The 14,614-nt window shown below is 36.0% G+C and carries 6 protein-coding genes; all 6 read right to left on the bottom strand.

The features are described from left to right. Positions 1-4: 4 nt before the first annotated feature. Positions 5-1,723 carry a contractile injection system tape measure protein gene (locus tag H2O64_RS22130; protein WP_187564423.1) on the bottom strand — a complete coding sequence of 573 codons (1,719 nt, stop codon included), beginning with the start codon at positions 1,721-1,723 and terminating at the stop codon, positions 5-7. 7 nt (positions 1,724-1,730) lie between these two features. Continuing rightward, positions 1,731-7,568 (bottom strand): hypothetical protein, encoded by a 5,838-nt coding sequence (locus H2O64_RS22125; RefSeq protein WP_187564443.1) that lies wholly within the window; start codon positions 7,566-7,568, stop codon positions 1,731-1,733. Between the two features lie 299 nt (positions 7,569-7,867). Further along, a complete protein-coding gene (locus tag H2O64_RS22120) occupies positions 7,868-10,684 on the bottom strand; it encodes a hypothetical protein (protein ID WP_187564422.1) in 2,817 nt (938 codons plus the stop codon). Beyond that, positions 10,672-13,896, bottom strand: a complete 3,225-nt coding sequence (locus H2O64_RS22115; protein ID WP_187564421.1) for a baseplate J/gp47 family protein — start codon at positions 13,894-13,896, stop codon at positions 10,672-10,674. Before H2O64_RS22115 ends, H2O64_RS22120 begins: the two co-directional genes overlap by 13 nt. A gap of 2 nt (positions 13,897-13,898) precedes the next feature. Then, a complete protein-coding gene (locus H2O64_RS22110; RefSeq protein ID WP_187564420.1) occupies positions 13,899-14,312 on the bottom strand; it encodes a GPW/gp25 family protein in 414 nt (137 codons plus the stop codon). Positions 14,313-14,315: 3 nt separating this feature from the next. Beyond that, complete coding sequence (locus H2O64_RS22105) at positions 14,316-14,606, bottom strand: PAAR domain-containing protein (protein ID WP_187564419.1); 291 nt, start codon at positions 14,604-14,606, stop codon at positions 14,316-14,318. Positions 14,607-14,614: the final 8 nt, after the last annotated feature.

The raw sequence follows: 14,614 nt of genomic DNA, 5'->3' as shown, positions 1-14,614 counted from the left end.
TAGTTTACCATTCGACATGAACCATTTTTTCCATCCATTTTAATCGGAATAGGTGAATATTCCACGGTACTTTATCTAATAAAATGTCTTGCGCCAAGTGTTCTACTTTTAACTTGATGCTTTCATCTGTGATTATGATGTGTCCGTCACGCTTCAAAAACATATCTCGCAACGTATTGATGGTACTTTTTTTCAATGCAACCCAATGTTCTAAAACCGCTTGTAATAATTCGTCACAAAGCGCTTTGTCTTCATCAGTTAATGGAATTTGATAATCAATGATTGTTTCCATCGGAATTCCTAAGAGTATTTTTTCTAATGGCAATTCTACATCAGTTACTTCTTCGGTTTCTGTTGCCAAATAATGCAGCAACATACAAGCTTTGTCTACATTTTTGATTTCGTTAGCTTCTGTTACTAAATCTGCGCCTTTTAAGAATGTTGTTAAGAATGGATGCAACAAGATTAATCCAGATTTCTCTGTAGTTAATCCTACTTCGCCTTCAATTCCTTTTTTCGCTTTTGTTTTTGCGTTTGCGTTTGTTTTCGCTTTCGCTAGAGATGACTCTGAATCATTTTTGGCAGCATTTTCTTCAACATCCGTAGTTTTCCCTTGTATGCTTGCAATTTCGGTGGTAGTTTGTTGTACTTCCTTTTCGTTGTTTCCAACAACTTTTTCGTTAGTTTGATGCTGCTCTTGGTCAGTACTTTTTTCAACTTTAGAAACAGTATGATCCGTTTTATCTTTCCGAATTTTCGCTTCTGATGCCGTTTTTTCAGTTTCAGAAGTTGCTGTTTTGGAAGTTTTCTTGGTTGCTAAATTGTTTTTTGCCTCGTTTTCCTTTATGCTATTTGCATCATTCACAACAGTTCCGATTTTTGACACAGGAATCGTTAGCACTTTTCCTAGCTCGTATTGTACAATGGCTTGTAAAAACGCGATAGATAGATAACGTTCATTGCTATTGGTCAGTCGTTTTCCTTCTGCTTGTATTTTTGGTGCTAATAGTAGTAAGAACGTTTTTGAAAATTGTGTTACCGAATTACTGGTTTCAAGTGTTCTGTACCATATATTGGCGTTTTCATCTGTATATTCAAGATGAAAACCGTTACAAACGGCTTTCAGAAATTGTTTAAAGAATGAAGCTTCTAGCTTTACATATTGTGATGTTATTTGTTGTTTGGTATTAATGAGTCCTGAAAACGCTGTGTAATCATTCCGTAGCAGCGACAACATACGTTCAATAGTATCCGTTGATTCTGCAAATAGCGTGTTTAGTGCTTCTTTTTCTGTCGAATTGAACTCCGTAATAGTGCTCAACCATTCTTTAAAGGTTTTTATGGGAACTTCCGCAGGTAATATTCCGTTTGATAAATACATGCGTAAGGCATCAAACGCAGCCATTTTTCGGGTTAGTACTGCTTTTATATTTCCATCATTTGTGCTTCCATCTGACTGAATGCTTATGAATTGTCGATTGATTTGTTGAATGATTTCTTTTTGTAATTCTTCAAGATTTAAACCATCTACCTCAACATTGACATCTATGGAATCAATGGTACATTTTGTATTTGGATGTTTTTTGCTCCAATCATCACATAGATTTTCCACACGTGGCAATAGTTTATCTTTTAAAAAATCGGCATAGTATTGTTCCCAAGAAACCTGCTGATCATTATGATTGACAGCTACTTCAAATCCTATGTCGTGAATTATATGCATGAATTATTTATCTAGTTCTAGTAGAAAAAGTAGTATTCAGAGGGTTTCTAATTGCTTCGTTTTTATCACCAAAAGTATCTAGATAAGCATCCGTAATTTGTGTTCTTGATCCACCATCGCCATAATCAGCATTTCTAATCGTTGATGTGTTCGTAATACTTGTCATCAGTGAAGATGCTCTATCGTTATCAATACAACGTAAAAGTTCTAAAGACATGATTTCTAATACTTCATCAACATTCAAAAATAGGTTTTTATCAGTTTCTCCTATATTTGAGTTTTTCAAAAATCTATTTTCTAATTCTGTTCGTATTGTATTAATTTGACCGATTATTTCGACGCTGTCTCTGTTAAGATCTTGCGATCTATTAACTATTGAAATCGCTGACACCAATGGATTTAATACATCTGTTTTTATGGAATTTTCATACGGTTTTCCTGTAAATTCAGTATTTAATCTATTTAATTCAACGTTAACACCTAAAATATTAAGTCTGTCCGTATAAGGCGTAGTACATACCAAATCTTCCATTCTTCCTAAGGGACTTGTAGGTCCGGTTGGATCTATTGGATTTGTTATAATAATTGGTCCAGTTGGATCTGTTGGTCCAGTTGGATCTGTTGGTCCAGTTGGATCTGTTGGGTCAATAGCTGTAACCGTTACTTGTGTTGGTTCTGATGAACAATCCAATCCGTTTACAAATACTATTACTTCAAATCGTTCACTTACAACATTTCCAGCTTCAATTCTGAATATATCAGCGCTTCCAACTACAGGAGTTAACACTTGTCCTGTTCTTTCACTTACTACATTATAACTGAAGTAATTATGCTCATCATAATCATGTCTGAATGTAAATTGATACCCTCCAGGAATAAATTGTGAGTTGACTTCATCGTGCAAAATTGTTTCTGATTTTGGAATTTTAAACACTCTTGTCGAATCTATTGTATTCCCATCTATTTGAAAATCAATCACATTCCCTAATACTGTGTTTGGAATATTCGATAAAACAAATCTGTAACTACTACCATCATCTTGAATAAATACGTCTCCTTGTGGTGAAGTAATTGCAAAATCAGTTGGCGAAACTGATACTGGAATTATAAGATCTGGTGATCCATCTACCCAACAGTATGCGTCCTCCAAGTCAAAAGTTGTTGGTAATGTTGGCTCTGGCACTGGACGCGTAGATGTGATTGTTATAATTTCACTACTGAAGCAATCAACACCATCAACATTGATAGTAATCGTTACTCTTTGATTTACTGAAACATCAGCTGGTATTCTAAATACTCTTGGATTTCCAGGAACTTGCGTTAATAACTGTCCATCTGGTTCAGTAACTACAGTATATTGAAAATAGTTTTCATCACTTAAATCATGTGTTATTTCAAACTCATAGCCTTCTGTTAACCATTGTGAACCACCTACATTATGTGCGATAGAACTATCAGCTGGTAGCTTGAATACTTTTGTTACTATCTCAGTTACTCCTTCTACTTGCAACTCAATTCCTTGACTAAATAGTGCAGTATCAATAATTGCAAATGGATTGAATTCTTGGCTATCTATGGCACCTTCAAGGAATTGTGCATCTGCTGCTTCTTGTGGTGATGTTACTTCAAATCCTGGTGTTGAAATTACTATAGGAATTGTAAAAGCATCATCGCCTTCTTTGAAACAGATCGTTTCTGGAAAGTCTAAAATATCAATTGTTGGGCGTGTATGACTTATGGTTACATCAATACTACTTTCACATGGAATTAAGACACCAAGATCAGATTTTACACATACAGTTACAGAGAATACAGTATTTACAACTCCGCCATCTGAAGCGATCGTATATCCTGCTAAGTCATCTGTAGCAATAGGGTTTCCATCATTATCAAACCATTTTACGTCTAAATAATTTTCTGGATTCGTTACTCCTGGAACTCTTGGGTCTGCCACTAAGTTTATAATGACATTATCACCTTCCCAACCTACCAATTCGTCATTCGCTCTTATGTTTTCACTTGAAGGAACTTTATAGATTGTAGTTGTTGCTGCAAGTGCACCATTTAAGAATACATCTATTGGTAGTCCTACTTCAGAGTTGGCTAGTAATCCCGATTCAAAAGTAACTGTATCAGAAATGTTTTGAATTAGGTTATCCGATGCTGATGTAGTTACAACATCATTTGGTCCTACTTCTAGTACTATAGATTCTGGAGAACAAAGCCCAATTGGAATGTCAAGCGTCGGTCTTGGTATGCTAATATCTATATTGAATGATGTGTTGCAAGAATCTTCTAAACCAATCACGCGCATTGCTACGCTGAAATTAGCCGCTGCAATTGCATCTGGTCCTAGAATTAAAACTTCCGATACCAATCGGGTTGTTCCAACTTCTTCATTCGTTTCACTATTGGTCCATCTGTATTCAATGTATGTTTCATCATTATAGGCATGTGATGCTATTAAATTCACTTTTACACCTTCATCTGTCCAACTGATAACTTCATAAGGTTGTATAGCTTCTCCATTTTCGTCAATGTTTATAGTTGCTGGTAATCTGCCAATTTGTGTAAATTTATTTGGTGCTACTGGTATTGGATCTCCATTGACAACAAATGTTATTTGTTCACCTACTAAAGCGTCAGGCACTTTTACTGGGTTTATGAAATATTCTCCAGCATCATTTAGTTCTATAAAACTATCTGCATCAATTGGTTCTTGAGGCGATGTTAAGGTTGCTCCGGCAGGTGTTACGATAACAGGAACCCAAGCTGGAGAGGTATCTTGTAAATTATGACATATTATTTCTGGAACAACAACATCGTTGTCTTCTGGTCGTGTTTCATCAACAGGAATGTCATAAGAATCAGTACATCCAAGCGGATATGCTGCAACTGCAATAGTTAATTTTAATCCTTCTACAAATGAATTTTCAGGATTTGCAAAAAATGCATCTACTATATCTTTTTCAGTTCCTATTTCTGTCCCATCTTCACGAACCCATGCATAGCTAAAGTATGAAAGTGTATCAAATTCATGCGTTACATTCAAATTTATAAATATTCCTTCATCACTCCATGATGAGAATTCGTACGAAGCCGTCACGTCTGATGGATATTTGAATACACATATTTCAACAGGAATTGTTGGCACATCTCCATTGACTAAGAATGTTAAGACTTCACCCAATAATTCATCTGGTACTCCAGACGGATCAAATGCATAGCCAGTATCTGTTGGTACAATAAATGTATCGCCTTGCGGAGATGTTACAATATCTCCCGTTGATCCAGTGATGAAATCTTCTAGTCCATCATCTGTTGGCAAACAGTATTTTGTTCGCGCTATAGATAAGGTTGCTTCTGCTACCGGACTATTGAATACAATGGTTTCTGGCGGGCAATCGGAACAACACATATACGGCAATGCAAAGTCAAATTGTACTTGTCCATTAAATTGGCGTTCTACTGTTTCTCCATCATCTAAGACGCTTTCTGTTCCACCAATATATACCATTAAGAAAGTACCTCCTTTAGGTACACCAGCCATGTGCTCAGCTCCTGGATGGAATTCAATGAGTCTTGATAAGATTAATTCTTTGTATAAGTTTGTTCGGATTTCATCAATTTGTTCTTTTAACCAACTGAGTCTTCCTTTTAAACAGCATATTTTTGATAAGTCATAGATAAAATATTCATACATTTTATCATGTGTATTACTACCGAAAACTGAATTTTCTCCAGCTTCGGATATTGCAAATAATACTTGGTCTACGTCTGTACATAATTGATCAATGGCGTTGTTAAGTGCTGTCCATTTTTCTGTAATATAGATTTCATTTAACGATTGCAAGAAGTATCTTTTTATTTCCGCCAAACCTGCTACTATTTTCACTGCTGATTCCGTGTAAAAGAAGTAATCTTCGTCTCTGTCAACAGTTCCTAACGTTTGATCAATGATTCCGAGTGCTATGACAGCTAAGTAACCCGCAGGAACATTTTGCGTTCCAGCGTTTATATACGCTTGATCCATAGCATATTGTATAGAGGTTGCGTATCTGGCTTCAGCCTGAGCACTTTCTGCGGAAGTATTTATATTTAAAGCTTTCGTAGTGATTTTTTCAGCATCTGTATTTTCTGTTCTTTCTTTTCTAAGTAATTCTAAAACTTGTTGTGGTTGTTGCGTCGCAACCGTATAGACAGCAGTACTGGTATCGTTGTCGCCTAATGCATCAAATTGGTACTGTTGAAAGAATTCCGTTGCGCTATCTGCGGTACAGCAAAATTCTCTTTCCCAATTTTTTAGAAGGATTGAATAGTCTTTTGTGTCGCATGTATCATCGTCAAGCGTAATTTTGTTTACAGGAAATCCGATGCTGATGGTTTTTACATCAAACGCTAGATTGTATGTGGCTTTTAAGCTGTTTATTTTTTTGAGTGCTAAGCGAAAATCTTTTCCAAGATGTCCTTCTATTCGATAGAAATCTTTGTCTAAATGACTGTATTTTAAAGGTTCTTGAATGCAAGGAATGTTTCGCAAGTTGGAAACGTGATATCCCAATTGATTTTTTGGCTTTCGCTGTTGAATCGAGATTGGATTCCAGTTTGTGATTAACGAATTTTTTGTTTCATAGTAATACGGAATGGAACGCTCGCTGAGTTTAAACTCATAACTTTTGGATGGCGTTATTTTGATTGCCGTCGTAGCTACGTTTGGTATTTTGTATTCTTTTAGTTGATTGAAAAATTTGATACATAATGCTCTGATAGACATTAAGTTTTCGTCATTTTTTGAAACCGTTGGTGACGGATAGAAATTGTGTCGTGTTTGCAAACGCGTTTGTTCTTCTAAAGTTCCTAAAAGTAAGTGCTTTGGAAAGGCATTTACCGTTGGAACACATTCAAAACGTGTGTGTAAGATGAGTTCGCGAATTTCACGATAGGTATCAATTAAATCTTTTAATAAATCGTATTTGTATTGAATGAATTGTTCTTGTTGTACGGTAAAGATATCATCAAAATACGCTGTGATTTGCGGAATGTTTACACCAAATTTAGCAAAGTTAATACGATGGCTAAAGCGATTGATAATCGTAGTAATTCCAGTATATAGTTCAGTTTTTAAGGTAAAACTATTCTTGAATTGATCGTGAATAGAGATTCCTGATGTTGTGTTCGTTTTTGTTAGTAGCAAACGTGGCATGCACAATTCTGGAAGCGTATCATAGTAGCGTAGTACGTCATGACTTCTGTAAATGGTATCATCTGAAATGAGTGCCGAATAATTGTTTTTGTGTGTGAGTAAGAATTTAAGGTTGCTGTATATTTTGTTTCCAGTTTCGTCACAACCAGAACCACCACACAATCCTTCGTCTTCTGAATAATTTTCTACATACGCTATGACAATGTAATCTTTGAGCGTACCAGTTTCATTACTATTAAAAGAGGTGAGCGGAAGCTCGTCCTGAAGACGCCCCGCTCCCTCTTGTTCGTAAATTTCATATACCTCTCTCCCATCAAATAAAGCGTAAGCCGCTCTATCAGTCAGTTCCGAATAGTATTGAAATCTACGTGTTTCTGTTTTTATTATGTCGCCATCGGTTGTAATTCCTACACCTTGACCAATTTCTATATGTGCGTTTGAGTATGAAACAATGTTGATACCACAACCTATTCCAACACCAATTAAGTAGATGCGACTTAATCGATCTTGATCTTCGAAGTAATTTACAACTTTATTTAGATTTTTGTGTGTTAAAACCTGATCTGGTAAAAATTCTTCATAAATATTACCACGTGTGTTTAAAATATGTAAATACGGTTCTCTTTTCTCTATTGTTTTCATCTGTATTTATTTTTTTAAATGTTGGTTATTGGGCTGCTGCGCTTTTAGCTTTTAGGTCGCTACGCTCTTGGTTAGTTGTCAATACATATTAACTTTTAACTCATAAACTTTTAACTTGCTACTAATAACTTTCCATTTTCGTATTTAATTTTCAAATTACTTCTCGATACTCGTTTGTTTCACTTTAACTTCACTAAGTATCTTCAATCAAAATATATGTTGATCTCAATGATACTCAAAGTGACGTTTCGTATCTCTTAATTATATATTTAGTTTCACTCACAACTTGTAATGCTTTGTTAAAGCGATCCAAGTGCGCTTCTGTTTAGTATGATTCTGTTTTTGTTTTCTCCTTCATCATCATTACAATCGTGTAATGTTCCTGTTGCATATATGGTATTCATTTGGTTCATTGAACATAGTAATTCTTTGGTGGCTTTGTGTGAAGCCATATAACCGCCAGCTTTTCTAGCTTTTGATTTTAGAAATGCTTTCCAGTTTTTTTGTATGTGTTTCATGTCATACAGTTCATCATTGTCTATAATTTCATAGGTAAAGTTTTCATCTGCCAATGCTTCACTTACTCTAAATACAGGCGCTTCATCTGTAACCAATCCGTCAGAAATTACCATGTTGGATATGCCATCACTCTCATTCTCAATTATGGGCGTTTTTATGACTTGTGTCAAGGCGCCATCAATGTGTCCAACCCAACAAATTCGTGGTTGAATGTGCGCTGGCAATTCTCTTCTGATTAGGTCTTCCATAAAGATTCTAAAATCTATGTTTGAAAACCGTGCCGTGTATCCTGGAAATATGATCGTTACTTGATACGAAAACGGATCTATGTCGATACAACTGTTACAGCCATCATCAATACATAGTGGCAAACAATCGTTTAATTCTCCCATATCTTTGGTATGATATGGTAATGTCAGTATGTTTTCAATGAGATAGAAACCTTCATCAAATAGTAAATCGTCAATGAATGCTATGGTTTCCAATCGTTTTATTTCCGCTGTTTCTCTTGTTGCGTAGTAATGATTGTACTGTCTTCCAATGATGTCTCCATCTTCATTTACCAAGGCAATGTAGTAGCGTCTGGAAGCTGTTTCCGTTCGGCGCAATACATAGTTGTCATGATTGGTAGCCAATTTTAATACTTCTAGCAATTCATTGATTGCCTTTTGTTTTGACACAAAATCTTTTTGCGATGATAGGTATACTTTATCATCACTTTTTATTTGCCAACGATATTCAATGTGCACACCGTCTTTTATAGTCACACGCTTTAGCGTTTCTATGGTAATGTTATCGTTGAATAAGTCACGACGCGAATAATCGTCTAAACCAGATAAGAGTGCGATTCGTTTTTGAAAACCTGATACATTGTTGGTATCCCAATGTGGAGATTGTCTGTAATTGAAAGCCAATCCACGTTCTGAGCTTATGGTATCATATTCTTTGATGAATTTGTTTTTCGTTTTAATGATGTTGTTTTCAACACTGTTTTTAGCCGTTCCAAAGAGTTTGTACATCGTATTGGTATAATCTTCAAATACTTCTGCAAAACGCGCAATTAAATGATCTAATAGTTCGTTTCTTCTCGCATTGAAATCTTCTAGTTTGTCAATGATGTTTTCTACATTTTCTTTGTAGTTTGGATAGCTTGAAATTAAATCTTCAATACCATTGATGCCTTCTACCGCTTTGAAAAAATACGTTTGTTGTAAGGTTTCATCTGCGGATAACAATGTTTTTGTATGCTCTAAATGTGAGAAATACGTGCTTAATACTTGATCAAAGAATAATAAATATCCTTGCAATTGCTTTGCTTTTACTTTTCGCTCGTCAGAAACGTAATTGGACAATCCGTATTTAGAGATTCCATAGTTTTCTGGCAAGTGATGTTGTACGGTATTGTATTTTATTTCGGTGTACGTTCCTAAAGGCATTGGTAAATCGTCAAACGATTTTTCCTGACTTGCCTTGTCAGAAGCTTCTAATTCCTCCGTGTATTGATCAACCATTTCTTCGTTTAACCCAACTGGTAAGAAGCCTTTTTTGTATTTAAACGTGCTTTGATCGCAAAGTTCTGGCAAATGATTTTCTTCTATGCAAATAATCCAAGGATCGCTTTTTGCGCTTATGTTTTGATTGCAATCTGTATCTCCACTGGTTTTTGGCGGACAGTTGTCAATGCTGATATCTTCAATGAGTTTTACACCGTCAATTTTCATGATAATGTTCATGATATCTGACAAACGTACATCTTTGCGAAGCTCTGATTTTTGTAATTCTTCCGGCGTTAAGAATCCATTTTCTAAAATTGGACCTTCAAATATTTCATCTGACGAAAGTCCTTTATCCAACATTTCCGTAAGCGAGTTTGCACGTACACTTGGTGATAGATATTGTCCAACTTCAAATTGAATGGTTGCATGTACTTTTTCTTCGTTTGCGCCGTTTTCTAATTGAATTTGCGTACAGACACGAATGCATTGTTTTTGTATTTTTTTAACCTCAACTAAGTCTTCACAGAGGTTTCTGTTTTCGTGATATTTTGTAAAAATTTCCGCAATAATGTCTTCTTCTACATATTCCTCATCATCATCAAAATCAACATATACTGTGTATAATCCTTTGATTTTCAAAGTTTCTGTTGGATGTTCAGAATTTGTAAATGGTTGAAAGCTTACTTTAGGATGCGTTATGCTACATTCTGCATATAGCGGTAATTGATGAATAGCTAACCAGCAGTTTTTTACACCTTTGATGTCTATGAAAAGTTTTCTGTAATCGATAGCGGTTACAGGTCTACACGTCAATATATTTTTTGCAGATTTGAACTGTTCGTGCATCTTCTCAAAGTTGTTTTCTGGAGAAGCTACTAAGTTTTCAATAGGTTGATCAATGCGTAATCCTAAATCAGTAATCGCATAGCAAAGCAATTCCATGATCGTAATTCCTGGATCATGAATGTTGTAATCTGTCCAGATTTTTCGACTGAGATCTTCAATGTATTGCTGTCCTGCGTCTCTTAGATATTGAAAATCCAGGTCGTCTTTATAGCTTACATTGCTCGGTATGGTGATATGTTCATCTAAGATTGACATAGTGTGCGTGTTATTGCGGTTACAGTATGCGATTCGGGCAATACTGAGGTTAAAATACTTTTTTGATCGGTTGGAATGATTTCATCTTCTTCTCCACCATCATGCAACATTTTGAAATCTTTTATATAGTCTACATAGTCTAAATTTTCGATGTAAAAAATAACTTCACTTGCGTACATTGCGTTTCCAAAAGGAATCGGTTGATTTTTGTCAAAAGCCCATGGCGATAAATATTGTGCAATGTCTTGTTGTAATTGTTTTTCGTAAAAGTTTGCGTCTAATCCTTCATTAAATCTTGCTTCTAGTGTAATTGTTACAGGTTCGTATACAGGCGAAATTACTTTTGCGTTTACATGCAATGTGTTAAGTTTGTTGATAAACGTTTCAATAGCGTTTAGTTTGGTTTGACTCAATTTTGGCTTGTAAATGTCGTATACATTTTGATCAACAATGTTTGGAATTGCAACCATTAATACTTCTCCTGGTGCTTTAAAACTTGTGCTAGTGCTGTGATTTAAACATTTTATTTTGTGCAAATAGGTAAACTCTTGCAGTACGAGATGTTCATAATCCCACAGAGTTATGGCTCTGTTTTTATGACGTAATCGTTCGCTAACTCTTCTGTAAAAATCCAAGTCGCTTTCCTTTGGAAAACCATCAAAAGAAGCATAAGGTTGCGTTACTTTTTTTACGGTTGCTAAGCGGTCTTCTAGTTTGGATATTGTTTCTGCTGGCATTCCGTTTTCAAGATGTTCCAGCGTGTTTTCGTCATTTAAAAATTTGACTTCTACGCCTTGCGCGTGAACGTTGGTAAATTTTGAAACTGTGTCATACGTTTTCGAGATGGTGCCTCGAATCCATAAGTAATCTTCTGCAAAAAGTGTATTGTTTCCAAATTCCTTCGGAACCGTAAAGGCTACCAATCCTGCTTTTAAAAAGTTGTCGGTTTGGTCTTTGAGTAAATAGGATGGTTTTAAATTATACCATGTATTGTTATATAAATATTGCCATGTCACGGTTGCTAATCCGTACGCTTCAATGGCATCCGGGTTTTCAGAACCTTCTTCTATTTGACATAGTAATTGAATGTTTTGATCTGCAATTGCTTGTTCAATACCAATGTAGAGTTGTCCTCCATCTTCAGGTGTTGGCACTAATGCAAGATTGGCACGATTTACTTTTTTTATTCCGAATGGATGTTCATGATATAGCGCAACTTGCTTGCTTGTTCTTGAAACACTTTCAGAAGTGGTCACAGTTACTTTTAGGTTTTCTGCAACTGGTGCATACGCAGTGTTTGGCAATGCCAATTCGTTGAGCGCGTAATACGTGTAAATTTTAGCGTAAGCGTCATGCAAAAAGTTATTTTGTAAGGATAGTTGAATGAAATAATCGTCCGTTACTTTTGGCACATAACTTGTTGATGGCGGTAAAAAATGCTTGAATGTTACAGTTGCATTTCCAAAAAATAGTTGTTGATCTTCTGGAACGACTCCTGGATGTATTCCTGAATCAGTTGTGTTCGCTGAAGTGTCAACTTGAGCCTGCGCATCTTGAGCCGCTTGTTGTGCGCTATCAGAATGATCATAATATAAATCTTGCAATTCATCTTGTCTGTACGTACGTTTACCGTCTTGCGTTCTTCCCTTTCTTTTTTTGCCTTTTCTAGTTCTTTTTTCTTCACGAGAATACTGTGGTGGTAATTCATCCGCAGCATCTACCTCATCAGCAACAGCATCCGCAACACTTTGTGTAACTGTTTTGAAGTTTCCAATATAGCTTGAAAGTGCTCTAAAGCGTTTTTGTCCATTTTTTCCAGTAACTAGCTTCGTTTTGCTGCCATTGCCATCAAAAATTGTTTTGAAAGTAGCTGGTGGTTTTATGTTAAGATATTCTGAAATGTAATGTTGGTAATGTGTTTCAAAATTATCGGGTTGATCTTTCCAATTTAAAGAAACTTCTATATCTGTAATGGTTTTTCCAATCCATTCATCAGCAGAAATTTTCAAGTTTGCGCGTTTTTTTGCTAAAGGTCCAAAAGGAAAGAATGGATTGTCTGTTTTTATTTTCCCTAAATCATTTCTAATCGAAAGACCTTCTGTATAAACCCCCGTTGTGGTAATGTCTATTTTAGTTAGTTCCGCATTCGCGATTAATAAATAGGTATCGTATGCGCTAATTGTTTTGTTTTCAGGTGTAAAAAGCACCCGAACTATTGGATGTTCTGTATCGTATTTTCCTTCGTGAATTTCAGCATCGTACGCGACAACTTTGTCATCATCTTCACTAAATTTCAGTTCAATGGTAAGTATGTTATTTTCTACATCCGCACTTGTAATTGCTGTTGCTGCTAAGCTTACCCAACCTTTTTCACCTGTATGTTCTACAGTAATGAGTGATTTTATGTCTTCACCTGTTGCTAATGAAGTGTAAGAAGCTGCGAGTGTAATGCTTCGCTCGCCTTCTGTTAAGAGTAATGATGGTGCACTTACCGAGAATCCTTTTTTGGCAAGATTGCGTTCCATATCGCCGAAAGGCAACCAAGAAGTTCCTTCATTTTCAATTTCGCCACCTTCGCCGTCACCAGAGTTTGCAATGCTTGAAGCATGCCAGTTAGAGATTGCTGGATATGCGTATGTGTTTTTTAGTGCTGAAACTTTTGCTTTGTTGATCGCAATTTCCTCTTCAAGCTTGTAATGAATGGCGTTTCCTTCGCTGTCTTTTCCAGCTTTTACTAAGGTTTCATCGCTTAAGAATTGTTGATTTGCATTTTTAGCTAATTCAAATATAATGTACGCATGATCTGCTTTTTCATCATTTTTCTTGAGTTGTAATACTTCTTTGTAATAGAAATCGAGATGACGTTTTGTAATGCGATTGAATCGCTCTTTACTTTCGTTTAGCAGTTTTAAGAACGCTATAAATAATGTCAATTGTGGCGTAATATCTCCTTCGTTATAGGTTTCAATTACTTCTTTGATTTCCTCAGAAGCATTGTGAAATGGTTCCCATGTTCCGTTAGGGATTTTGTAGTCTTTATTGCTAAATAATCGTACATGCTTTGAAAATTCTTCTGCAAAGTTCATCCAATCCTTTACTTCAAATCCCATGAGTTTTACATTCTCAGGATCGAGCAAAGCAAGGTAACGCTCTTGCTGTGTGGTGCCTTCGCGTAACTTTATGAGTGTATTTTCTGTGCAATCGTTTTGCATGATTATATATCTGTTGCTTCTGTTAAGTAATATGGGAATACAATGTTTCTTCTTGTATTTGTTGCCCTTATAATGAATTCTACTTTGATTAAAAATTTACCTTCAAGTATATTTTGTGTATCTAATCCGATTTTTATCACATCTATTCGTGGTTCAAATAAGATGATCGCTTCTTCAACTCTATTTTTCATAATGTTGATTTGCGTCGCATTCAGATTTTCAAAGATTTTATCGGTGAGATCACAACCAAATAATGGTCGCATAACACGCTCGCCTCTTCGTGTTGTAATGATCGTTTGCAAGCTTTTTTCAATATCTTCTATATCAGATATGATTTTTACTTCGCCTCTTTTTTTAAGGAATGATGGCGGGAAATCCCAACCTTTTCCTAAGTATGTTGCTGTTGTTGAATCCATATTTTATCCTCCTATCATTACGGTTGGACATCCTAATACTATGCTTCCGCCATGCGCTGTGGAATCGCCCATTCGCGCAGCTGGCATGCCTTCTATCATTACGGTTCCTGAACCTGCTACAATGCTATCTGGCGGTCCTACACATACACACATATCTCCTACCTTTGCTGCTGGCAATCCACCAATAAGTACTGTTGGTGCGCCAGGTGGCAATATAGGTCCGCCAACGTGTGGTACTGGACCAGTTGACATTGGACAAACATGCATATCTGTAATTCTGGCTGCTAATGGCATTGTGTTGT

The sequence above is a fragment of the Kordia aestuariivivens genome (genome assembly GCF_014397005.1).
Taxonomy (GTDB): Bacteria; Bacteroidota; Bacteroidia; order Flavobacteriales; family Flavobacteriaceae; genus Kordia; species Kordia aestuariivivens.
This window is presented reverse-complemented; position numbering and strand designations above follow the sequence as displayed.